Source organism: Herbaspirillum sp. 1173 (assembly GCF_031455335.1).
Taxonomy (GTDB): Bacteria; Pseudomonadota; Gammaproteobacteria; order Burkholderiales; family Burkholderiaceae_D; genus Herbaspirillum; species Herbaspirillum huttiense.
In genome coordinates, this window is record NZ_JAVDSP010000004.1 from 349,740 (window position 1) to 371,673 (window position 21,934).

19 protein-coding genes are annotated in these 21,934 nt (G+C 62.9%); 7 read left to right on the forward strand and 12 right to left on the reverse strand.

Annotation, left to right across the window (positions count from 1 at the left end):
- Positions 1 to 59: 59 nt before the first annotated feature.
- Positions 60 to 809: an SDR family NAD(P)-dependent oxidoreductase gene (locus J2X56_RS16280; RefSeq protein WP_034332119.1), complete on the reverse strand. Its 750-nt coding sequence runs from the start codon at positions 807 to 809 to the stop codon at positions 60 to 62.
- Positions 810 to 1,024: 215 nt separating this feature from the next.
- Here J2X56_RS16280 and J2X56_RS16285 point away from each other — a divergent pair, with 215 nt between their 5' ends.
- Positions 1,025 to 1,915, forward strand: coding sequence for a LysR substrate-binding domain-containing protein (locus J2X56_RS16285; protein WP_121044196.1), 891 nt, complete (start codon positions 1,025 to 1,027; stop codon positions 1,913 to 1,915).
- On the opposite strand, the gene J2X56_RS16290 is transcribed toward J2X56_RS16285, so the two are convergent.
- The 3 genes from J2X56_RS16290 to J2X56_RS16300 all read right to left on the reverse strand — a co-directional run bounded on the left by J2X56_RS16290 (position 1,909) and on the right by J2X56_RS16300 (position 7,066).
- Complete coding sequence (locus J2X56_RS16290; protein WP_310160892.1) at positions 1,909 to 2,847, reverse strand: hypothetical protein; 939 nt, start codon at positions 2,845 to 2,847, stop codon at positions 1,909 to 1,911. The two genes, J2X56_RS16285 and J2X56_RS16290, sit on opposite strands and share 7 nt — an antisense overlap.
- Positions 2,848 to 2,869: 22 nt before the next feature.
- Positions 2,870 to 4,288: a cardiolipin synthase gene (gene cls, locus J2X56_RS16295; protein WP_204724996.1), complete on the reverse strand. Its 1,419-nt coding sequence runs from the start codon at positions 4,286 to 4,288 to the stop codon at positions 2,870 to 2,872.
- A gap of 228 nt (positions 4,289 to 4,516) precedes the next feature.
- Positions 4,517 to 7,066, reverse strand: a complete 2,550-nt coding sequence (locus J2X56_RS16300) for a PepSY domain-containing protein (RefSeq protein WP_310160893.1) — start codon at positions 7,064 to 7,066, stop codon at positions 4,517 to 4,519.
- A gap of 313 nt (positions 7,067 to 7,379) precedes the next feature.
- Here J2X56_RS16300 and J2X56_RS16305 point away from each other — a divergent pair, with 313 nt between their 5' ends.
- Together J2X56_RS16305 and J2X56_RS16310 are read left to right on the forward strand one after the other, a co-directional pair.
- Positions 7,380 to 7,754 (forward strand): type II toxin-antitoxin system RelE/ParE family toxin, encoded by a 375-nt coding sequence (locus tag J2X56_RS16305; RefSeq protein WP_134137167.1) that lies wholly within the window; start codon positions 7,380 to 7,382, stop codon positions 7,752 to 7,754.
- Positions 7,738 to 8,118: an XRE family transcriptional regulator gene (locus J2X56_RS16310; protein WP_121044185.1), complete on the forward strand. Its 381-nt coding sequence runs from the start codon at positions 7,738 to 7,740 to the stop codon at positions 8,116 to 8,118. The genes J2X56_RS16305 and J2X56_RS16310 overlap by 17 nt, the downstream gene beginning before the upstream one ends.
- Before the next feature lie 72 nt (positions 8,119 to 8,190).
- Here the strand turns inward: J2X56_RS16310 and J2X56_RS16315 are convergent, their stop codons facing one another.
- Positions 8,191 to 9,024, reverse strand: coding sequence for an alpha/beta hydrolase (locus J2X56_RS16315; protein WP_209567777.1), 834 nt, complete (start codon positions 9,022 to 9,024; stop codon positions 8,191 to 8,193).
- 45 nt (positions 9,025 to 9,069) lie between these two features.
- The gene (locus J2X56_RS16320; RefSeq protein WP_121044179.1) at positions 9,070 to 9,984 is read right to left on the reverse strand and encodes a LysR substrate-binding domain-containing protein; all 915 of its coding nucleotides are present in this window, start codon (positions 9,982 to 9,984) and stop codon (positions 9,070 to 9,072) included.
- A 244-nt stretch (positions 9,985 to 10,228) separates the two neighbouring features.
- Between J2X56_RS16320 and J2X56_RS16325 the strand changes: the two genes are divergently transcribed.
- Genes J2X56_RS16325 through maiA form a run of 4 tightly spaced genes read left to right on the forward strand, consistent with a single transcriptional unit; the run spans position 10,229 to position 14,931 of the window.
- Positions 10,229 to 11,575 carry an MFS transporter gene (locus J2X56_RS16325; RefSeq protein WP_310160894.1) on the forward strand — a complete coding sequence of 449 codons (1,347 nt, stop codon included), beginning with the start codon at positions 10,229 to 10,231 and terminating at the stop codon, positions 11,573 to 11,575.
- Positions 11,572 to 12,909 carry a homogentisate 1,2-dioxygenase gene (gene hmgA, locus J2X56_RS16330; protein WP_310160895.1) on the forward strand — a complete coding sequence of 446 codons (1,338 nt, stop codon included), beginning with the start codon at positions 11,572 to 11,574 and terminating at the stop codon, positions 12,907 to 12,909. Before J2X56_RS16325 ends, hmgA begins: the two co-directional genes overlap by 4 nt.
- Positions 12,906 to 14,252 carry a fumarylacetoacetase gene (gene fahA, locus J2X56_RS16335; protein ID WP_204725000.1) on the forward strand — a complete coding sequence of 449 codons (1,347 nt, stop codon included), beginning with the start codon at positions 12,906 to 12,908 and terminating at the stop codon, positions 14,250 to 14,252. Before hmgA ends, fahA begins: the two co-directional genes overlap by 4 nt.
- A gap of 31 nt (positions 14,253 to 14,283) precedes the next feature.
- Positions 14,284 to 14,931: a maleylacetoacetate isomerase gene (maiA, locus tag J2X56_RS16340; RefSeq protein WP_121044168.1), complete on the forward strand. Its 648-nt coding sequence runs from the start codon at positions 14,284 to 14,286 to the stop codon at positions 14,929 to 14,931.
- A gap of 4 nt (positions 14,932 to 14,935) precedes the next feature.
- On the opposite strand, the gene J2X56_RS16345 is transcribed toward maiA, so the two are convergent.
- The 6 genes from J2X56_RS16345 to J2X56_RS16370 all read right to left on the reverse strand — a co-directional run bounded on the left by J2X56_RS16345 (position 14,936) and on the right by J2X56_RS16370 (position 21,930).
- A complete protein-coding gene (locus J2X56_RS16345; RefSeq protein ID WP_134137161.1) occupies positions 14,936 to 15,391 on the reverse strand; it encodes a MaoC family dehydratase in 456 nt (151 codons plus the stop codon).
- 83 nt (positions 15,392 to 15,474) lie between these two features.
- On the reverse strand, positions 15,475 to 16,143 hold the full coding sequence (locus tag J2X56_RS16350) for a hypothetical protein (protein WP_245202103.1): 669 nt from the start codon (positions 16,141 to 16,143) through the stop codon (positions 15,475 to 15,477).
- 224 nt (positions 16,144 to 16,367) lie between these two features.
- Positions 16,368 to 18,389: a flagellar filament capping protein FliD gene (gene fliD, locus J2X56_RS16355; RefSeq protein WP_209567768.1), complete on the reverse strand. Its 2,022-nt coding sequence runs from the start codon at positions 18,387 to 18,389 to the stop codon at positions 16,368 to 16,370.
- Positions 18,390 to 18,822: 433 nt separating this feature from the next.
- A complete protein-coding gene (locus J2X56_RS16360) occupies positions 18,823 to 19,317 on the reverse strand; it encodes an Lrp/AsnC family transcriptional regulator (RefSeq protein ID WP_081486017.1) in 495 nt (164 codons plus the stop codon).
- A 143-nt stretch (positions 19,318 to 19,460) separates the two neighbouring features.
- Complete coding sequence (locus tag J2X56_RS16365) at positions 19,461 to 20,837, reverse strand: aspartate aminotransferase family protein (RefSeq protein WP_121044159.1); 1,377 nt, start codon at positions 20,835 to 20,837, stop codon at positions 19,461 to 19,463.
- Between the two features lie 190 nt (positions 20,838 to 21,027).
- Positions 21,028 to 21,930, reverse strand: coding sequence for a GNAT family N-acetyltransferase (locus J2X56_RS16370; protein WP_121044156.1), 903 nt, complete (start codon positions 21,928 to 21,930; stop codon positions 21,028 to 21,030).
- Between the last annotated feature and the right edge of the window lie 4 nt (positions 21,931 to 21,934).

A 21,934-nucleotide genomic window follows, 5' to 3' on the forward strand; every position in this document is an offset into this window, starting at 1 on the left:
GTTTGTTCTGATAGCGGGAAAGATGCCGGCCAGGCCGGCGTGCGAGCATTAAGCTGTGTTTAATGAATCAGCATTCCACCATTAACGTCCAGCGTGATGCCGGTGCAATATTGCGAGAGGTCGCTGCCGAGGAAGACGCAGGCGCCGCCGATGTCGTCGGCACGGCCCAGGCGCGCCAGCGGAATGGTCTCGGCGATTTCGGCCTTCTTTTCTTCGGTGAGCTTGCCCTTGATGATGTCGGTGCCGATCAGGCCGGGGGTGATGCTGTTGACGCGGATGCCTTCCGGGCCGAACTCGCGCGCCATGGCACGCGCCAGCCCCAGCACGCCGGCCTTGGCCGCCGAATAGTGCGGCCCCCCCAGGATGCCGCCGCCGCGTTGCGCCGACACTGACGAGATGCAGATGATGGAACCGCTCTGCTGCGCACGCATGGCCGGCAGCACCGCCTGCGACATGTAGAGCGTGCCGCGCAGGCTGACATCGAGGATGCGGTCGTAATCCGCACCGGTGATCTCCAGCGTCTTGACGGGTTGGGTGATGCCGGCATTGTTGACCAGGATGTCGATGCGGCCGAACTGCTTGACGGCCTGGGCGATGGCCGCCTCGCAGGAAGCCTTGTCGGTCACGTCCGCCACCAGCCCCAGATGCTGGCTGCCGATGCGGGCGGCAGCACCGGCCGGATCGGCTTGCGCCAGGTCCAGCACCACCACGCGGGCGCCTTGTCCGGCCATCAGGCGCGCGGTGGCGTAGCCCAGTCCGTTGATTCCTGCACCGCCGGTGATGACGGCAACCTTGTCCTTGAGCAGCATGTCGTGTTCTCCAGATGTTTGCGTTGAAGTGAGCAACAGCGGAGACAGCGCGGATGCGCGATGGCGCGTGCAGCGTGCAGCATGCAGCATGCAGGGCTTTGACCATGTCTCCGTTTTTGTTCTGATGCGCATGGTCGAACTTTCCTCGCCTGACGACAAGCGAAGTCTCGTCATGTTAAAGTGACGGATCATCATCTTAGCCAGAGAGCCCGTCCATGGCCGTTCTCCCGCCGTTACCCAACCTCCAGGCCTTCGAAGCGGTGGCCCGGCGCAAGAGTTTTGCGCTGGCGGCGGCCGAGCTGCACCTGACCGCTTCGGCAGTAAGCCATCAGGTGGCGCGGCTGGAGTCCTATCTCGGCATTCGCCTCTTCGAGCGCAGCGCGCACGGCGTGCGCATCACGACGGCAGGGGAGAGTTACCTGGCGCGCATCCAGGGGGCGATCTCGGCCATCACGGCGGCCTCCATGGATGTGCGGCAGGGCGTCAGCAATACGCTCTACATCCATTCCGCGCCCAGCATCGCCAGCCTGTGGCTGATGGCGCGGCTCAATGATTTCGCGCGCACCTATCCGGAGATCACCTTCAATCTCTCGGCGGCGCATTCGCAGAGCAATTTTGAATTGGGCGAGGTCGATATCGACATCCGCTACGGCATTCCCAACTGGCCGGGACTGGTGGTGGAGCCGCTCTTTGAAGAGCGCATCGTGCCGCTGGCCAGCCCGGCTTTCATCCGTGAGTACAAGCTCAAAAAACCTGCCGATCTGCTGGGCGTGAAGCTCATTCGCAGCAACGTGAGCGTGGTGCAGTGGTCGGACTGGTTCGGGGAATTTGCGGACGTGCGTCCGCCGGAGCAGTTCGCGGTCCGTTTCGACCGCGCACAGATGTCACTGGATGCCGCTACCCAGGGATTGGGCGTGGCGCTGGAGAGCGCGACCGTGGCCGCGCGGCACATCGAGGAAAAGAAACTGAAACCGGTCTTCGGACTGGATCGCGCCATCAAGGTCAAGGCGCACTTTGCGGTCTACCCGGCGCATCATGCACGCCGGCCTGCGGTGGCTGCGTTCCTTGAGTGGCTGCGTGAGCAGGCCGAAGTGCAGGATTACTGAGCGGCCTTCTGCTGCCGCGCCACTTCCTTGCGCTTCATGGAGAGATAGTCCTCGCGGCTCACCTCATGCAACTGGCGGGGATATTGTTCGGTCGCACCGTACCAGGCCGTCAGCCGCTTCTCCAGCCGTTCTCCGGTCGGTGCTTCCAGGCCGGACAGATAGGCATCGATGGCCAGGTAATAGCGCATGGTATTGCGCTCCACCGTGGCGCGGCTGCCCGAGACATACTGCGGCTGTCCGTTGGCCTCGCGCTTGACCACGCTGAAACCGACCTTGTCGCGGCCGGCCGTCATCAGGTAGGCACGCAGCGCCAGCTTGCTGGCCATGCCATAGGAATAGGCATAGCTGAAATGCAGGAAGGAGCGCTTGTCATCCAGCGGAATGGCTTCAATCTCGATGCGATAGTTGGAGGTGTCCAGCGGTCCCTTGTCGGCCAGCATCGAGGACGAAAAATAATCGGCCGCGCTGGCCCCGCCGTGATAGCGCAGGTCGACGCGGTAGGTATCGTTGAGATCCTGTTCGGTCTTCTTGCCGACCTGCATGCGCAGGGTGGTCTTGCCGTTCTCGCGCATCATGCGGCAATACTTGGTGTTGAGGTGCAGGATGAGGATGTCACACCAATGATCGGGGTTGTCCAGTGATTCGCGGACTTGCGCAAAGGGATAGCTCAGCACGGCATAGATGTCGCCCTTGACGTTGCCGCCTTCCTCGCGCGAATTCAGGTAGAGCGGGCGATGGTAACCGTTGTTGCTGAGCTCGCCCTGCAATTCTTCGTAACGGCTCTTCATGGCGACCGCACCGGTCTGGGTTTGGGCATGTGCCCAGCTGCCGGCCGCCAAGGCACAGGTGGCAGCCAGCAACAAGCGTGAGGTCAGACGGGACAGCATCGATCGCAAACCGGACTCCTTCTCGATTTCAGTACATTCGTTCATTCACCGGCGTCTCCCGCCGCGCTCAAAGCAGGCGGGACCAGACGCTGGCACCAAATTCCTTCATCCTCTCACTGATCGGGCGCTGCTCCCATTGTTCCTTTGTGATCTCCTTGGAGGCGCCAAGATCCCGGTCGAACATGGTTTTGGTCTGGGCCCCGAATTGCGGGCTCAGGATCACGGCATTGATTTCCTGGTTGTAGACGAAGCTGCGCCAGTCGAGGTTGGTCGAACCGATGGTGGACCAGACGCCATCGATGAGCGCGGTCTTGGAATGCAGCAGCGCGTCCTGGCGCTCGTAGATGCGCACGCCCGCTTCCAGCAGTTCGCTGTAGAAGGAGCGCGAGGCATAGAGCACCAGCGAGGAGTCGCTGTGCGAGGGCAGGATCAGGCGCACATCCACGCCGCGCCGGGCCGCATCCTTGAGCGAATCGCGCAGTTGCGGATCGGGCACGAAGTAGGCATTGGTCAGGTAGATCGAACTCTCCGCATGTTGAATGGCCGAGATGAAGGTGGCGTAGATGATGCTGTAGGGATCATCGGGCGAGCTGCCGATGGCGCGCACGATCTCGTTGCCGGCGGGGGCGACGGGCGGGAAGTAGCGATGGTCCCCGAGGTCGGGACCGCGCTGCTTGCCCCAGGTCTCGATGAACAGCTTCTGAAATTCCAGCGCTACCGGGCCATCGATGCGCACCTGCGTATCACGCCAAGGGATCTGCTCGCCGTCCTTGTTGAGCTGCGGTTTTTTCTTGCGGGTGCTGAAGGACCCGCTGGAATACACGCTGCTGATGTTGATGCCGCCGACGAAAGCGGTCTTGCCATCGACCACCAGCAGCTTGCGGTGATCGCGCTGGTTGACCGCCCAGTCCTTGCGCAGCTGCGTCGGATTGAGCGGATTGAATTCCAGCACGTGCACGCCCGCATCGATCAGAGGCTGGAAGAATTCGCGCGGGGTATTGATGCTGCCCACGCTGTCATACATCAGGTTGACCTGCACTCCCTTCTTCTGCATGGCGATCAGCAGGTCGGCAAACTGGCGGCCGACCTCATCGTCTTCCATGATGTAGGTTTCCATGTTGATGTGATAGCGCGCGGCCTGGATCGCCTGCTGCATGGAGGCATAGGTGGCCGGGCCGTCGATGAGCAGCGTGACCTTGTTGCCGGTGACCAGCGGCGAGCCGGTGATGGCGCCTTCGATGGCCACGTGGCGGTCCAGCAGGGTGTTGTCGGCATTCTGCGCGCGCAGCTTGTCCAGCGCGGCCTTGGCCTGTGCCTCGGAGAGCACGCCACGTCCGCCCTTCATCTGGATGGTGCGGGCCGATTGCGTGTCCATGTCGGGCACGATGGTGGGCAGCGAGCTGCATGCGGCCAGCATCAGCGAGCTCAGCAGCAGCGCGAGCCCGGCGGCGGACCAGCTCCTCAATCTCATTTTCTTGTTGGTCATGGAAGGATCCCGGTTGGGCGCTGCCATGGACCGGGACGCTGTCCGGCGTCGGCAGGCAACGCTGTGCGGACGAGTATATGCCCGGCTGCAGCGCCGTAGCGCGGCCGCAGGCACGAATCGGAACTGTCCTACAAAGGAAAGCGGGGGCTGCCTACAGGGGGGCGCGGGCGCTGTTGCATCCCGCAGGAGGAGGGGCGGATGGATCGACGATCCATCCGGCGGGAATCATCAGTAAACGTCGCGGCGATAGCGATTCTGTTCGATCAGGGCATGCAGGCCGGCTTCGCCCAGCAGGTCCGTGAGGACGGCATCGACACCGGCGGCCATGCCTTCCAGGCTGCCGCAGACGTAGATGACCGCGCCCTGGTCCAGCCACTGGCGCAGCTCGGGCCCGGCTTGACGCAGGCGGTCCTGTACATACAGGCGTTCGCTCTGGTCACGCGAGAAGGCGAGATCAAGGCGCGCCAGGCGGCCGCGTTCCAGCCAGTCCTGCAATTCATCGGCATACAGGAAATCGTAACGTTCGTTACGTTCTCCAAAAAGCAGCCAGTTGCGGGACTGCGTTTCTGCGTGCTGCATGCGTGCGCGCAGATGGCCGCGCAAGCCGGCCAGGCCCGAGCCATTGCCGATGAAGATGGCCGGCGTATCGGCCGCGACCGGGGCGAAACCGGCGTTCTCCACCAGACGCAGATCGATGGAGGCATCGCCTGGTGCAAATTCGGTCAGCCAGCCGGAGGCCAGTCCCAGTCCGTCTTCATGCCGGACCTGGCGCACCAGCAGGTGCACCGCGCCATCCTGTGGGACCGAGGCCACCGAGTACGAACGCGCGGCCAGGGGCTGCAACTGGTCGGCCAGGGCTTGGGCTTCCCGTGCGGGATGCGTGGGAAGCACGCTGCAGGCCAGCGCGTCGGCCAGCGTCTTTTGGCGGCCTTGATGGCTCACCATGGTGCTGCCCTCCAGCTGCAGTCGCTGCAGCAGCAGGGCAATACGATCCGGGGCGTGGCGCGGCAGGATCTCAACCAGTGCACCGGCTTGCCAGTCGGGCAGGCTGCTGTCCTGCGGCTTTAATTCCACGTGATACAGCGGCGCACCCTGGCTGCCCGGATTCATGAGCACGCGTCGTGTCAGCTTCCATTGTTGCCATGCCGGTGCAGTGGTGGGCAGGAGTTCGCTCACATTCGCCTGCAGTCCGTGGGCGGCCAGTTCAGTTTCCCATTTGCGCAGCGCCACGCCGGCCATGCGATCCACTTCTACCAGCGGGAACAGCGGCTTGGCCCCGCACTGGCGCAGGCCGTGGTCGAGGGTATGGCCGAAGCCGCAGAACTGCGCGTAGTGACGGTCGCCCAGCGCCAGGATGGCGTAGTGCACGTGGGCCAGCGACTGCCCTGCGGCCTGGCGCAGGCGCTTTTCAAAACCGCGTGCACTGTCGGGTGCATCGCCTTCGCCAAAGGTGCTGGCGATGAAGAGGATGCGGCGGTGATGGCGCAAACTCTCCGGCGTGCTCTGTGCCAGCGCTTGCAGCTGCACGGCGATGCCGCTGCGGCGCAGGCCGGCGGCGGTATGCAGGGCGATGCGCTCGGCCTGGCCGGTCTGCGAGGCATAGGCCACCAGGACCGGTTCGCCTTCGGGAGCGGGTGCCGTGCCGTTGAGGCTGGCACGTTCGGCGCGCAGCGCGGCTTTTTTGCGGCGGCGGTCGAGATAGAGCATCCAGCCGGTAATGCCGAAGAGCGGCATCATCAGGCTGGCGATGGCCATGATGATGCGGCCCGGCAGGCCGAAGTAAGTGCCCATGTGCAGCGGATAGATGGCGGCGATCAGCTTGCCGCCATTGCTCTTGTCCTCGTAGCGTTCCAGCTGCCGGACCTCGCCGCTCTGCGGCAGGACCACCATGCGGCTGCGGGCGCGCTCATGGGGCGCACCGTGATCGAGGAAGAAGATCTGCACCGGCTGTGATCCCTGTTCCGGCAGGCGCAGCTGGGCGCTCTGGTAGTTGGGGGCCTTGGCCAGGAAACTGTTCCAGGCCTGGGTCAGTTCCAGCGGGATGGCTTCGTCCGCTGCGGGTTTCTTCTTGCCTTCGCCGCGTTGCATGGCGGGGCGGCGGCTCTCGCCGGCCAGCGTATTGAGGCCGTCCTTGAACCAGTCCAGCGCCCAGTAGGCCCCCGTGATGGAGAACACGACATACATCACCAGCGACCAGGTACCGATGACCGAATGCAGGTTCCACAGGAAGGAGCGGCCCTGCAACTGGAAGTCCAGCCGCAGCCAGGCGCGCAGCGACAGCGGGCGGCGCGGCCAGCGCAGGTAGAGGCCCGAAAGCGCCAGCACCAGCAGCGCCAGTGCCAGCGTGCCCAGCACGATCTTGCCGATCTCGGTGGGCAGCAGCAGCCAGCGGTGGAAGTGCTCGATGAACTCGAAGAATTCCGCGCCTGTCACCGGCGGCAGCAGCGCGCCGGTATAGGGATCGGCATAGCGCACCTCACCGCGCCGCACCCCGGGCGGCGGCGCGAAGACCACGCGGGCCGAGGCGCCGGGTTCAGAAGTGAGGGTGAGGGTGGTGACGCGCCGGGCCGGTTCGGCCTCACGCAGTTTGTCCAGCAGTTGCTGGGGCGTGAGCGTGGCCTGCTGGCGCACTTGCACATGCATCACGCCGGGGCTCAGGGCCTCCATGATTTCTTCGCGGAAAGCCAGCACGGCGCCGGTCACGCCGATGGTCATCAACAGGGTGCCGGCAGTAATGCCGATGAACCAGTGCAACTGGAACCAGATCTTCTTGAACATGTATCACTAGGGCGGCGAGAGGCGCGCATGCGCCTTGTTGGTCTTGTCTGCCGGGCCGCAGCGGGGGCGACCGGCGGGTCAGGCCGGTATTATAGTTCAGATGAAAATGATTCTTATTGTTGTTTTGGGTGGCGTGATGTAGCTGTCCGTACACAAAACTCTTCGAGCTCCACCATGAATTTTCCTTGAGGAAATTATTTGCCAGTCTTGCTGGTTAACCTGGCCGACCAAGCCAGGAGCGCATGTTGCCGGAAATTCTCCTGCCATCTTCAAAAAATTCCTTAAGTGGAATATAACTTCAGGGGAATAAAGCATGCAATGCGAGGTAGAATTTACCGATGAATTCGAAGACTGGTGGGATCGGCTCAATGATGCTGAGCAGACGTCCGTGGCTGCCTACGTCGGCCTGCTGGAGAAAAACGGACCCGCTCTCAGACACCCATACAGTTCTGGAATTCTCGGTTCCAGGCATGCGCACATGAGAGAGCTTCGGATCCAGCATGCCGGAAGACCTTACCGGGTGCTCTACGCATTTGATCCATTGCGGCATGCGATCCTGTTGATTGGCGGAGACAAGACCGGAAACCATCGTTGGTACGAGCACACCATCCCTCTCGCGGACAGGCTCTACGACGTTCATCTCGACACACTGAGCAAGGAGGCAGTCGATCATGGCAAAAAAATTTAGTGAATTGCGCGCCCGCATGCATCCTGAGGCGCAAGTGCAGGCAAACGCAAGAACCGAATCCATGCAGACCTGCATCAAATTGCAGGCATTGCGCAAGAGCCTGCAAGTGACGCAGGCCAGCCTTGCCGCGAGTTTGAATATTCAGCAGGCAGCCATTTCGAAGATGGAAAGTCGTGATGACCTGCTAGTGAGCAGCGTCATGGACTTCGTGCGGGGCTTGGGCGGTCAATTGGTGCTGACGGCAACGTTCCCAGGCAACAAGACGTTTGATTTGACACCCGAACCGGTGAAGGTCCTGCGCGCGCCCATTGCCGTTACGGAAAAGCCTCGAGCCAAGATGCGCCGACCGGGCAAGGCAAGCTGACTTCAGTGTCTCTCCGCTACAGCATCCAGCCACCGGGACGTAGCGTGGCTGGGGCGACATCGGCAAGCTCGTTTACCCCAACATCATCTTCAACAGGGTCCGAGTCAAACTGCTCCCGGTATCGGCCGCCACATCCACCACGCTCAGGTGATGTTGCCCGGGCAGCGGCAAGACTTCCACCGCATGTCCCGACTGCCGCAGCGTGGCCGCATAGAAATCGCGCTGGCGCAGGAATTCCGCCGATTCATCGTCGCCCGCGCACAGCAAGGCCTGTACCCCATTGGGCATGGCCAGCAGCTGCGGGCTGGCCTGCTGGGCGTCCGAGGGCGAGAGGTGCAGCACTTCGTTCAGATAGGACAGCCGCACCGGTTCCAGGTCATAGATCCCGCTGATGCCGCACACGCCGCGCACCGGCGCGGCACCCAGCGAAGCAATCAGCGCGGCCAGGTGGGCACCGGCCGAGTGGCCCATGAGCCAGATCGCATCCGGATCGAAGCGCAGCGCCGCGGCCTTGGCATACAGCATGCGCAGCGCGCGCCCGCAGTCGGCGGCGATGTCGCCCATGCGCACCTGCGGGGCCAGGCGGTAATTGATGAGGGCCACGTTGATGTCCTGGGCCAGGTAGGGCAGGGCCAACTGGCTGAACTGGTGCTTGTCCAGCGAGCGCCAGTAGCCGCCGTGGATGAAGACCAGCAGGGGCCGGCCATTGCTGCGCCCGGGAAAGAAATCCAGCGTCTGCAGCGCATCCTCGCCGTAAGGCACATCGGTCAGATGCGGATGCGCTTGCCGCGCCGCTTCTCCCTCGCGCGCAAAGCGGTCGAAATACGCCTGGAAATCCGTAATACGCAGGCGCACGTTGTACTGCTCGTCCAGCGCCTCGCGGTCATAGTCGCGGTAGATGTTCATGTTGTCTCCCCGGCCTTCTGGCCACAGTCGTTGTCCTGCCCGAATTCATTCGGCAAAGTGCGCCGAGATCAGGTTGCGCAGCCAGACATTGCCCTCGTCCTGATTGTAGCGGCGATGCCAGAACATGTTGGTCTGCAGCGCCGGCAGGCGCAGCGGCGGTTTGATGTAACGCAGTCCGAAGGGCGCGGCAGCACTCTCGGCGAGCTTGCGCGGCACCGTCACCACCAGCGCCGTGGTGCTGACGATGTAAGGAACCGCCGTGAAATGCGGCACCCGGAAGCGCACGCTGGGCAGCACGCCGGCCTTCTCCAGATTCTGGTTGATGCGATCATAAGGACTCTCCAGCGAAGACACCATCAGGTGCTCGGCTGCCAGGAATTCCTTCAGGCTGACTTCGCCGCGCTTGTCCAGCGCATGGCCGATACGGAACATGCTCACGTATTCCTGGCGGAACAATCGCCGCTGGTACAGCGCCTCCGACAGATTGTCGAACGCGCCGATGGCCAGGTCCACCCGACCCGCTTCCATTTCACTCTTCAGGTCGATTGCCCCGGCACGCACGGTCGACAGGCTCACGCCCGGCGCGACCTCGGCACAGGCTTCGATCAGGCGCGGCATGAAATACACCTCACCCACATCGGTCATGGCAATCGTGAAGCGGCGCTCGCTGGTCTGCGGCGCAAAGCCTTCCTGCAGGTTGAGAGCACGGGCTACCTGCTGCAGCGCCGCAGCCACCGGCTCGGCCAGCTGTTCGGCAAAGGGCGTGGGCTGCATCCCTTGCGCCGTACGCACGAACAGCTCATCGCCGAAGCTGCGCCGCAAGCGCGCCAGCGCGTTGGACACCGCCGGCTGCGACAGCCCCAGCCGACGGGCGACCGAGGAGATCTGGCGTTCCTGGAAGACTTCCTGAAATACCACCAGCAGATTGAGATCGATGTCGCGCGGTTCGATGAGGGCCATGGTCAGCTCGGCAGTACGGCAAACGCGTGCACTGCAATATTCATGAAATGAATGGATCGTATTTTCGTATTTATATCGTAAAAGAAGGGCGATTGCACTACAGTGACGGCGCGACAACACCATCAAGAGCCGCGCAGCAGCGTCTGCGCACACGGCCATGCAATCTGCCATTGTCGGCCGCATCGGCCCATGGATGGCAGGCAACACAACTAAAAAAACGTAAAGACAGACGAGGAGCACGACAATGAGTATCCACGCAAGTGGCGCTCTCCCCACGGTCCATGTGGACCAGGTGGTGGAGCAGGGCCGGTTCGGCACTTTTCAATTCGGCCTGCTGCTGCTGCTGTGCGGCCTGTGCCTCATCATCGATGGTTTCGACGTGCAGGCCATGGGCTATGTGGCCCCGGCCATCATCGCCGACTGGGGCGTGAGCAAGGCCAGCCTGGGACCGGTATTCGGTGCCGGCCTGTTCGGCATGCTGCTGGGCTCGCTGGTGCTTACCCCGGTGGGTGACCGCTACGGCCGCCGTCCGGTCCTGATCGCCTCGACCCTGTTCTTTGCGGTCTGCATGCTGGTGACGCCGCTGGTCACCACCATCGATCAGTTGCTGATCGTGCGTTTCATCACCGGCTTCGGCCTGGGCAGCATCATGCCCAATGCGATGGCGCTGGTCGGTGAATACAGCCCCTCGTCCTCCCGCGTGACCCGCATGATGCTGGTCTCCTGCGGCTTTACCGTGGGCGCTGCGGCCGGCGGATTCGTGAGCGCAGCGCTGATCCCGGCGCACGGCTGGCATGCAGTGTTCTGGGTGGGCGGTGCAGTGCCGCTGGTGCTGGGCCTGGCGATGCTGGTCTGGCTGCCGGAATCGATACAGTTCCTGGTGCTGCGCCGTCGTGCGCGCAGCCAGGTGGCGCGCTGGCTGCGCAAGCTCGATCCCGCCATCCGCATCGATGACAGCACCGAGGTCGTGGTCAAGGAAAGCAAGGCCGAAGGCATGCCGGTAGCCGCCCTGTTCCGCGATGGCCGCGCCGGTGTCACCGTGCTGCTGTGGCTGATCAGCTTCATGAACCTGATCAACCTGTACTTCCTCTCCAATTGGCTGCCTACGCTCATTCGTGACGCCGGTTATTCCACCAGCATGGCGGTGCTGATCGGCACCTCGCTGCAAGTGGGCGGCGTGGTCGGTACGCTGACCTTGGGCCGCTTCATCAACCGCTTCGGCTTCACCCGCGTACTGGGCAGCTGCTTCCTGCTGGCCTGCGTGTCCATTGCGCTGATCGGCAAGGTGGCGGCCATGCCGGTGCTGCTGTTCCTGGCGGTGATCGTGGCGGGCTTCTGCATCGTGGGTGGACAACCGGCCGTCAATGCACTGGCCGGTACCTTCTACCCGACCACGCTGCGCTCCACCGGCATCGGCTGGGCGCTGGGCATCGGCCGCATCGGCTCGGTGGTCGGGCCGGTCATCGGCGGCCAACTGATCGCGCTGCAGTGGAGCAATGGTTCGCTGTTCATCGCAGCGGCGGTGCCGGCGCTGATTTCGGCGCTGACCATCGCGCGCCTGCATCGTACTTCCCGAGGAGTGTCCGCATGAATACCGTCACCGATTCTTCCGTCAGCCATCACGTGCATACACGCGGCTACCAGTCCGGCTTCGGCAATGAGTTCGCCACCGAGGCCCTGCCGGGTGCGCTTCCCGCGCACCAGAATTCGCCGCAGCGTGCGCCCTATGGCCTGTATGCCGAGCAGATTTCCGGTACCGCTTTCACCGCGCCGCGCGGTCACAACCGTCGCTCGTGGCTTTATCGCATCCGTCCGGCAGCAGTGCATCATCCGTTCGAGCCAATGGAACGCGGCCTGCTGGTGAGTCACTTCGACGACGTCGCAGCGCCGCCCAACCAGTTGCGCTGGGACCCGCTACCCATGCCGACCGTGCCCACCGATTTCATCGAAGGGATGGTCACCATGGCCGGCAACGGCTCGCCGCAAGCCCAGAGCGGTTGCGCCATCCACCTGTATGCCGCCAATTGCTCGATGACCGATCGCTTCTTCTATTCGGCCGATGGCGAACTGCTGATCGTGCCGCAGCTGGGCCGCCTGCAATTGCGTACCGAGCTGGGCGTGATCGATATCGAGCCGCAGGAGATCGCCGTCATTCCGCGTGGCGTGCGCTTCCAGGTGCGCCTGCCGGATGGCGAGGCACGCGGCTACATCTGCGAGAATTTCGGCGCGCTGCTGCGCCTGCCTGATCTCGGTCCGCTGGGTTCCAACGGACTGGCCAATCCGCGCGATTTCGCCACGCCGCACGCCTGGTACGAAGACCGCGAGGGCGACTTCCAGCTCATCGCCAAATTCGGCGGCAATCTGTGGCAGGCGAAGATCGGCCATTCGCCGCTGGATGTGGTGGCCTGGCATGGCAACTATGTTCCCTACAAGTACGACCTGCGCCACTTCAACACCATCGGTTCGATCAGCTACGACCATCCCGATCCCTCGATCTTCCTGGTGCTGCAGTCGCAGAGCGATACGCCCGGCGTGGATACGATCGACTTCGTGATCTTCCCGCCGCGCTGGCTGGCTGCTGAAAATACCTTCCGTCCGCCCTGGTTCCACCGCAACGTGGCCAGCGAATACATGGGCCTGATCACCGGCCAGTACGATGCCAAGGAAGGCGGCGGCTTTGTGCCCGGCGGCGGCAGCCTGCATAATTGCATGAGCGGTCACGGACCGGACGCGGCCACCTTCGAGAAAGCCAGCCGCATCGATACCAGCACCCCGAACAAGGTCGACCACACCATGGCCTTCATGTTCGAGACCCGCAACATCCTTTGCCCGACCCGTCACGCCCTGTCCGCGCAGACCTTGCAGCGCGATTACCAGGACTGCTGGCTGGGCATCCAGAAGAACTTCAACCCGGAGCGCGCATGAGCCTGCCTAGCCTGAAAATGAACGAAACCCATGACACCTCGCTGCGTAGCTGGGTCCAGAGCGCCAATGCAGAAAGCAGCAGTTTCCCGATCCAGAACCTGCCTTACGGCGTGTTTCGCCGCAGTGGCAGTGAAGAAGCCTTCCGTGCGGGCGTTGCCATCGGCGACCAGATTCTGGACCTGCCGGCCGCCCAATCAGCCGGCGCCTTCTCGGGCTTCGATGAAGCCACGCGCACGGCAGCTCATGCAGCCTGCAGCGGCAGCAGTTTGAATGCCCTGATGGCGCTCACGCCGGCCGCCTGGTCGGCACTGCGCCTGGCGTTGTCGCGCCTGCTGCGCAGCGGTTCGGCGCACCAGACCGAGCTGGCCGCCTGCCTGGTGCCTCAGGCCCAGACCGAATACGATGTGCCGGCCGTGATCGGCGACTACACCGACTTCTACACATCGATCCACCACGCCACCACGATAGGCAAGCTGTTCCGTCCGGACAATCCGCTGCTGCCCAACTACAAATGGGTGCCCATCGGTTATCACGGCCGTGCTTCTTCCATTGGGATCTCGGGCCAGCAGTTCCGCCGTCCGGTGGGCCAGACCAAGGCCCCCGATGCAGACCTGCCCACTTTCGGTCCCTGCAAGCGGCTGGATTACGAACTGGAACTGGGCATCTTCATCGGCGGCGGCAATGCCCTGGGCGAGCCGGTCCCGATGGCGCAGGCCGAGGACAAGGTGTTTGGACTTTGTCTCCTGAACGACTGGTCCGCACGCGATGTGCAGGCCTGGGAATACCAGCCGCTGGGCCCCTTCCTGTCGAAGAGCTTTGCTTCCACCATCTCGCCCTGGATCGTCACGCTGGAAGCACTGGCGCCGTATCGTTGCGGATGGACGCGCCCGGCGGACGACCCGCAACCGCTGCCTTACCTGGATGCGCCGACCCTGCGCGAGAGCGGTGCTGTTGACATCGAACTGGAAGTGCTGATCCAGACCGCTGCCATGCGTGAAGCGGGCAGTGCGCCGCAGCGGCTCTCGCTGGGCAACTATCGGGATGCCTACTGGACCGTGGCGCAGCTGGTCACGCACCATACCGTCAATGGCTGCAACTTGCGTCCGGGCGATTTCTTCGGGTCGGGGACCTTGTCGGGTCCGGCACCGGACCAGGCCGGTTCGCTGCTGGAACTGAGCGGTGGCGGCAAGACCCCGCTGACCCTGGCCAATGGCGAGAAGCGCGTCTTCCTGGAAGATGGCGATACCATCATCCTGCGCGCAGTGGCTCGTCGCGATGGCTTGCCCAATATCGGTTTCGGTGAAGCGGCCGGCACCGTGTTGCCTGCACGCAGCCTGGCCTGATCCGATTGTCTTTCCTGAAGGAAGCAAGCGCATGACTACCCTCTACAGCTATTTCCGCAGCTCGGCCTCCTATCGCGTGCGCATCGCCCTGAACATCAAAGGCGTGGCTTACGAAACGGCGGCCGTGCATTTGTTGAATCAGGGCGGCGAGCAATTGCTGCCCGCCTTCACGCAGTTGAATCCGCATGCGCTGGTCCCGGTACTGGCCGACCAGGGCAAGCTGCTCACGCAATCGATGGCGATGCTGGAGTATCTGGAAGAGCGCTATCCGACGCCCTCCCTGTTGCCGGGCGATGCCTTTGCGCGAGCGCATATCCGCGAACTGTCGCTGGCCATCGCCTGTGAAATCCATCCGCTGAACAACCTGCGCGTGCTGCGTTATCTCAAGCACGCGCTGGCGGTGGATGAGGCGCAGAAGACGGCCTGGATCCAGCACTGGATCAAGCTCGGTTTCACCGCGCTGGAACAGCAATTGGCGGCCGATGCCACGCGTGGCCACTTCTGCGTAGGCGATGCACCGACCATGGCCGATTGCTTCCTGATTCCGCAGATCTTCAATGCGCGCCGTTTCGAAGTGGACATGGCGCCTTACCCGACGCTGTGCGCCATCGAGGCCGCCTGCAATGCGCTGCCCGCTTTCGAGCAGGCGCATCCGGCGCAACAGCCCGACGCCGCGTAAGCGATCAGCCCGGGCTGCGGCGCGGTACCAGCAGGTTGCCGGTCATGATGAGCACGGCTTCGTCGTGCTGGTTGTAAGTCGTCACGCGATGGTTGAGGAATCCCTGCTGCGGCTTGGATTGCGAAGTCTTGATGCCCAGCACTTCGGCTTCCAGGCGCAGCACATCGCCGGGACGGGTCGGACGCGGCCAGCGGAATTCATCGAAGCCGGCACCGATGATGCCGCCCTGGATGTGCAGGGTATCGACCAGCAGGCGCATGGTCAGCGCGGCGGTATGCCAGCCGCTGGCGGCCAGGCCACGGAAGAAGGTCTGCTGTGCAGCAGCGTCGTCGAGGTGGAAGGGCTGGGGATCGTACTGTTGGGCGAACTGCTTGATCTCTTCGGCGCTTACGGTGAGCGTGCCCGGCGAGCGAAATACCTGGCCCGGCTGGAAGTCATCGAGATAGTTGAGGGTGGTCACTGAGTCTCCATTCCTGGTATGCACGCTGTAACGTGCTTGTTGTCGTCATGGGGCAGGTAGCCAGTATAACGATACCGCGCTGCTTATGGACGGGCGGCCAGCCAGGTAGTGATTTGCTGGTGCTGATGCATCCTGCGGAAGGTCTGTGGCGAACGCCAAGCGATCAGTTGACCGATCAATTGATACTCGGCCTCCAGCGTACGGTGGAATATCGGCTCGTGATGGGCGATGCGGTTGCGCAATTGTCGGATCGTTTCAAGTGCGTCATGGATGGCCTTGCGATGTTGTGCCACGGAGCGGCGCGGATCGAGATATGGGAAGACGCGCCGCAGGTGAGGATTCCATAGTCGTCCATCATGCCTTGCGGCGAACATGCGCTGCCAGAAGACGAACTTGAGTTCCGCAATCACTTTGCCCGTCTGCCCGATCGGTAGTCCTGCCCGGGCCTTGGCCAAATCATGGCGCGCACCATACGCGATCGAACTGGCCGGCAAGCTTTGTTCAAAGGCGGAGGCCCATGGCCACGCAGCACCGTATTTGGCAGCAAGGGCGTCGTCCACCGCATTGCGCAGCACGACTTCACACAAGTGCAGGGGTGTCAGGAAGGCAGCGGAGACCTGCGCGTTCCACAGGTAGAGATTGAGTGCGGCAGGGTCGTCGGGGCCGTGGCAGTGGGTGGCCGCCGCGTAGGTCGAGATGCGCGCGGGCGAGAGTGCCCGGTGGATTTCCGCTATCTGTGCCTGAATTGACATTGCACCCGTTAACCCCTATAGTCGCCACGCGAGCCACGGGATCTGTTAGCGCAAGCTTCCCCCCGAGGACACACGAGAGTTTAACGACGAACCCCGCTTGCAGCGGGGTTTTTCCATTGGGCTTCGGATAAAGCGGAGCAACCTGGGATTTATTCGATGCAGCGGTGACGCGCAACCCGGTGTCACCGCTTCCTCTGCCACGCCATTCGGCACGGCCGTTCTCATCACGACGACTTGGACAACTTCGCCAGCTGCTGGGTCAGATAGCTCTGCCGCGACTGCATCGTCGCCAGCGTGACGTTGAGCCGGTTGAACTGGTTGGTGTAGTTGTCCTTCAGGGTTTGCAGCCGATCATTGGCCGCGGTCTGCTGGTCGGTCACGGTCTTGAGGCTGTCCTGCAGGCCCTTGGTCTTGGTGGCCAGCGTGCCGCTGTCGCCCAGGATGCTGTCCATCAGCTTCTGCAGCTTGGGCACGACGCCGGAGGTCCCGGTGAAGAGCTTGGCGACCGCGTCGAAATCCTTGTTGCCGGCCGTCGTCAGCTTGGCCGCATCCAGCGCCAGCGTGCCATCCTTCTGGAACGAGATCCCCACCTGCGACAGGTTCATACCGCCATCGTCGCCCAGTGCGCCCAGCATGGTGCCGCGGATCTGCGTCATCATGTTCAGCACGGAAGATTCCGCTGCCAGCGGCGAGCCGGTGCTGGCCTGGCCCTTGGTGGTGGACGGGGTCTGCTTGGTGAGGTTGGTCACGGCCTTGGCCAGGTTGTTGTAGGCCGTCACGAAACTGTTGGCCGCCGTCGACAGGCCGCTGGTGTCATTGGCGACGGACAGCGAGAAATTGTCCGCCGCCGTCGTCACCTTCGCCAGGTTCAGCGTCACGCCCGAAATCGCATTGCTGACCTTGTTGGTGGTGCTGGTCACCGCCACGCCATCGATGGTCAGCTTGGCATCCTGCGCCTTGGCCAATTGCCCCATGCTGCTGCCGGACAGGTTGGCATAGTCATTGCTGCCGACCAGCTTGATCGGATCCGTGCCGGCCGGCGTGAGCACCAGATGGTCATTGCTGCCGTCGTTGCTGATGCTGGCGGTCACGCCGGTATTGGCATCGTTGATGGCTTTCATCACGTCGTTCAGGCCGATGGCACCGCTGTTGTCGAGATCGGTCGGGGTGATGGTGAAGGACTTGCTGCCGACCTGCAGCGCCAGGCTGCCGCTGCTGTAAGTCTGGTTGGTCGCTACGCCCGTGGTGGTGACGGTGCCGCTGGGATCGAAGTTGAACACCGCAAAATTGCCGGTGCCGCTGACCCGCAGGCTGTTGGCCGCGCCGCTGTCCTTGGCGGTGAGCACCAGGTGATCGTTGGTGCCGTCGCTGACGATGGCCGCATTGACGCCCGCATCGCTGGCGTTGATGGCATCGCGCACACCGGCCAGGGTATTGGTCTTGGGCTGGATCAGCGTGGTCGAGCCATTGCCGGTCTTGATGGCCAGCACGCCATTGTCGAAGGTGGTGCCGGGCACGATGCCGGCCGAGCTGACCTTGACCGCCTGCGCCAGCTGGCTCACGCCGATGCTGTACTTGCCGGCGGCGGCCTTGGTGGCATCGCGCGGGGCCTGGATCTGCGTCACCGAGCCCGACACGCTGGGGTCATAGCTCAGCCCGGACAGCGAATTGTTGGCCGTGACCTTGATGGTGTTGGCCGTGCCGCCGGTATTGGATTCCAGGACCAGATGGTCGCCGCTGCCATCGGTGACGATGGAGGCCGTCACCCCGGCCTTGGAGGCATTGATGGTGTCGCGCAGACCCGCCAGGGTGGCATTGGCCTGCAGCGTGATGAAGGTGGGCGAGTTGGTGCCGATCTTGATGGCGATCGAGTCGCCGGCATTGAAGGTGGTGCCGCTGGCATAGCCACCGGATTTCAACTTCTGTGCCAGGACCTTGGTCGAGTCGTCACTGTTGGCCTCTGCCGTGAACGGATCGGTGGTCAGGCTGGTGCCGGTGCCGGCATTGGACACGGTGGTCTTCTGCGCACTGAAGCTGGCGGCCGTCATGACCTTCAGGGCGCTTTGATAGCTGGTCAGCGCATTCTTCAGCGAGCCATACGCGGAAATGAGCGTATTGAAGCCGCTTTCCTTGGTCTTCAGCGGTGTGAGCTTGGACTTGCTCTCGACCGCGATGAGCTGGTTGACCAGCGTCGAAACGTCAAGCGGACCGGCCGATGTCGAGATCGTCCCCGTGGAAGTTGCCATGTTGACCCCTAAGCAAACGTGATGTTCTTGTAATTTGAGAAACTGACCCTTCGTCAGCGCACCCGAAGGTTAACGGCACGTCTTTACAAAAGTAAAGGGGAGTTTGCTGACCAATAGTCGTGTTTTTCTGGGGAATTTGTGGAGATTGGATGGAGATGCCGCAATCCGGCCATCGCAGAGGGCATAAATGTAAAGATGAGGCCGAGGGCTTGCCGCGCTGGAAAAGGCTTGCTGTGCGGAAATTGACAGGGGGGTGTGCAAAAACGATCAGGAGGGTTCGCGATCGTCTGTACAGAAAAAAGGGCAGGAAAAAGGCGAGGATAAAGGCCAGCAAAACGTACCGAAAAACGGTGCAGACAGCGCAGCCGCCACATGCAGGGCGTGCCAGGCTGCCACCGCACGGTACCGGCCGGCGGTGGCCAGCCCACGGGGCTCAGGTCTGGATGAATTTTTCCAGCGGATAGTGATGCTTGATGAAGGGCGACTTGATGACGATGTAGCTGAAATACTTCTCGATGCGCAGGTTCTGTTCCAGCAGCGATTCGATCACGCTCTGGTAATGCACCACGCTGCGGGTCATGAACTTGAGCAGGTAGTCATAGCCACCGCTGACCAGATGGCATTCGATGATTTCATCGACGTTGCGGATGGTGGCTTCGAACTTGGCGAAGTCTTCGCGCCGATGGTCCGACAGCGTCACCTCGGTGAACACGATCTGGACGTCGGCCAGTTTCTCCAGACGGATATACGCGCCATAGCCGCTGATGTAGCCGGCCTTCTCCAGGCGCTTGACGCGGATCAGGCAGGGACTGGGCGAGAGGCCGACGGCGTCGGCCAGGATTACATTGGTAATGCGGCTATTCTGCTGCAGGTGACACAAAATCCTCAGATCGATCCGGTCCAGTTTCAACGCGCCGTTAGTCATCATGTTGCCTCGGGTTATTCGACTCAGCCTGCCGGTTTGCCTCGCGTATCGCACGCAGCGCAATCCGGCAGGATGTAGCAGGGCATTTTAACCCCTCCGGCGGCGATTTCCCCATCGTGCCGGAGGCGATACTCGCATGGGCCGGCTCAGCGCACGGCCTGGCGCACCTCGGGTTGGGCCAGCACTTCATCGAGGATGGCACGCAGGCGCGCAAACATCAGCGCGAAATCCTCTTCCGTGTAGCACAGCGCGGGCGCAAAGCCGAGGATGTTGTCGCCGAAGGCGCGGAACACCAGGCCATGGCGATAGGCCACCTGGAAGATGCGATCGTGCAGCTTCAGCTCGGGTGCAAAGCGTGCCTTGGTCTGCTTGTCAGCCACCAGTTCCAGTGCGCCCAGCAGGCCACGGCTGCGCGCATCGCCCACCAGCGGATGATCGAGCAGGGCGCGCAGGCCACCGGAGAAGACCGGTTCCAGGCGTCGGCCGTTTTCCAGCAGGCCGCCTTCCTCATAGAGCCGCAGGACCTCCAGCGCCACCGCCGCACTGACCGGATGGGCCGAGTAGGTCTGGCCATGGCCGACCACGGTGCTCATCGGTGCGCCATCGGCAATGCCGTTGTAGACACGGTCCGACATCATCACCGCGCCCATCGGCGCATAGCCGGCGGTGAGGCCCTTGGCCATGGTCATCAGGTCGGGCTGCACGTCTTCGTCCAGGCAGGCGAACATCGGGCCGGTGCGGCCGAAGCCGGTGATGACCTCGTCCACCACGAACAGGATGTCCAGCTGGTTGCAGGCCAGCTGCATGGCCTTGAGCCAGCCCTTGGGCGGCACCACCACGCCACCGGAACCCTGGATCGGTTCGCAGAAGAAGGCGGCGACATTGTCCGCGCCCAGTTCGGCGACCTTGTCGCGCAGCGATTGCACCGAGGCCGCGATGATCGCTTCATCGCCCTGCAGCTCGCTGCGGTAGGGATAAGGCGAAGGCAGGTAATGCTGGGTCGGCAGCGGCAGGTTGAAGTTGTAATGGAAATTGGGCAGTGCAGTCAGGCCTGCGCCCACCGAGGACGAACCGTGATAGCCACGCTGCAGCGAGATGAAATGCTTTTTGCTCGGTTTGCCGATGGAGTTGTGATAGTGCGTGATGTAGCGAATGGCCGCATCCACCGCATCGGAACCGCCCAAGGTGAAATACACGTGCTTGAGCGACGCCGGGCTGATGTCCACCAGTTTCTTGGCCAGCAGGATGGCCGGTTCCGAGGCGAAGTGGAAATAGCCGGTGGCATACGGCAGGCGCTGCATCTGTTCGGTCGCGGCGCGGATCACGCTTTCCTGGCCATAGCCGGTATTGACGCACCACAGTCCCGAGAAGGCATCCAGCAACTGCTTGTCCTGGTGATCGGTCAGGTAGGCACCCTGGCCCGACTTGAGGATGATGGGTCCCAGTTCTTCATGCTCGCGGAAGCTGGCAACGGGGTGGATCAGGTGGCTGCGGTCGAGCGCGGCCAGAGCGGAAGTTTGCATAGAGGTGGACTCGCTGAAGATGCGTTGAACAAGGCCGTGCAGGCAAACGGCACAACCGGCATGTGTTCTATCCTATGCCCCCGGCCGCGCAGGCGATGCGCAAGATGCGGGGCTGAAAAAGCATGTTCATGGGTTTTGCGCGCTGCTGCGGCATTTTCTGCGGCAGCAGTGCGGACACGTCAGTCCAGCCTCAGCCCAGCGCCTGGTTGACGATGGAAAACAGCTGCATGCCCGCATCGCGTACCGGTGGTTCACCCTTGCACATGCGCGTGACATGGTCCACGCAGGTCAGGCCCAGCTTGTCGAACCAGGCCGGCAGGCCGCTCGATTCGAAGACGTCGATGCGGATGAAGGAATCCGAATAGGTATTGATCCAGTGTGCGATCAATCCCTTGGCGCGTTCCGCGTCGGGTGCCACCACCGGCCCGATCACGCGGCCATGGCCGAAGCGGCGCACCAGCGCAAAGCCCAGCATCTCGCCATCGCGGTCCAGTGCCACGCCTTCGGATATCTCCAGCAGGGCCAGCAGCAGCTTGCTGCGATCCATGCCGGTGGCCTGCGCATCCAGTTCCAGCAGGCGATGGACATCATTCTTGCCCATCGGCCGCACGCGCTCGCCCGGTGGCAGCGACACCAGCACCGGCTGCGCTGACGAGCCCTGGAACTGGTGCAGCACATCCTGCTGCACGAAACCCAATTGCTTGTAGAGCGGCATGCCGGCCGCCGTCGCGTTGACGATCAGGCTACGGCCATTGACCTCGCTGGCCGCATGCTGCATCAGCCGCCGTCCCAGGCCGCGCCGCTGCAACTCGGTCTGCACCAGCAGCATGCCGATGACGGCGTGGTGCTCGCCATAGGTGGTGCAGACCACGCTGCCGACGGTGCGCAGCGCCGCGTCCGAGGCGGTGTTTTCCAGCAAGTAGCCTTGCCCCATCTGCAGCAGGAAATTCCAGTCTTCCAGCCGGTGCGGCCACTTGAAGCGCAGCGACAGCCGGTGGCAGTGGCCCAGGTCATCCGTTGCAATCGGCCGCAAGAGCAGGTCGGGCAAGGGCTCGCGGGCGGTCTCGGGCTCGTGGGTGGACAGCGCGGGCATGGTG

Excerpts from the sequence above, each read along its gene's own strand:
- J2X56_RS16280 (WP_034332119.1), bottom strand. The coding sequence starts at position 809 with ATGCTGCTCAAGGACAAGGTTGCCGTCATCACCGGCGGTGCAGGAATC.
- J2X56_RS16285 (WP_121044196.1), top strand. The coding sequence starts at position 1,025 with ATGGCCGTTCTCCCGCCGTTACCCAACCTCCAGGCCTTCGAAGCGGTG.
- J2X56_RS16290 (WP_310160892.1), bottom strand. The coding sequence starts at position 2,847 with ATGAACGAATGTACTGAAATCGAGAAGGAGTCCGGTTTGCGATCGATG.
- cls (WP_204724996.1), bottom strand. The coding sequence starts at position 4,288 with ATGACCAACAAGAAAATGAGATTGAGGAGCTGGTCCGCCGCCGGGCTC.
- J2X56_RS16300 (WP_310160893.1), bottom strand. The coding sequence starts at position 7,066 with ATGTTCAAGAAGATCTGGTTCCAGTTGCACTGGTTCATCGGCATTACT.
- J2X56_RS16305 (WP_134137167.1), top strand. The coding sequence starts at position 7,380 with ATGCAATGCGAGGTAGAATTTACCGATGAATTCGAAGACTGGTGGGAT.
- J2X56_RS16310 (WP_121044185.1), top strand. The coding sequence starts at position 7,738 with ATGGCAAAAAAATTTAGTGAATTGCGCGCCCGCATGCATCCTGAGGCG.
- J2X56_RS16315 (WP_209567777.1), bottom strand. The coding sequence starts at position 9,024 with ATGAACATCTACCGCGACTATGACCGCGAGGCGCTGGACGAGCAGTAC.
- J2X56_RS16320 (WP_121044179.1), bottom strand. The coding sequence starts at position 9,984 with ATGGCCCTCATCGAACCGCGCGACATCGATCTCAATCTGCTGGTGGTA.
- J2X56_RS16325 (WP_310160894.1), top strand. The coding sequence starts at position 10,229 with ATGAGTATCCACGCAAGTGGCGCTCTCCCCACGGTCCATGTGGACCAG.
- hmgA (WP_310160895.1), top strand. The coding sequence starts at position 11,572 with ATGAATACCGTCACCGATTCTTCCGTCAGCCATCACGTGCATACACGC.
- fahA (WP_204725000.1), top strand. The coding sequence starts at position 12,906 with ATGAGCCTGCCTAGCCTGAAAATGAACGAAACCCATGACACCTCGCTG.
- maiA (WP_121044168.1), top strand. The coding sequence starts at position 14,284 with ATGACTACCCTCTACAGCTATTTCCGCAGCTCGGCCTCCTATCGCGTG.
- J2X56_RS16350 (WP_245202103.1), bottom strand. The coding sequence starts at position 16,143 with ATGTCAATTCAGGCACAGATAGCGGAAATCCACCGGGCACTCTCGCCC.
- fliD (WP_209567768.1), bottom strand. The coding sequence starts at position 18,389 with ATGGCAACTTCCACGGGGACGATCTCGACATCGGCCGGTCCGCTTGAC.
- J2X56_RS16360 (WP_081486017.1), bottom strand. The coding sequence starts at position 19,317 with ATGATGACTAACGGCGCGTTGAAACTGGACCGGATCGATCTGAGGATT.
- J2X56_RS16365 (WP_121044159.1), bottom strand. The coding sequence starts at position 20,837 with ATGCAAACTTCCGCTCTGGCCGCGCTCGACCGCAGCCACCTGATCCAC.
- J2X56_RS16370 (WP_121044156.1), bottom strand. The coding sequence starts at position 21,930 with ATGCCCGCGCTGTCCACCCACGAGCCCGAGACCGCCCGCGAGCCCTTG.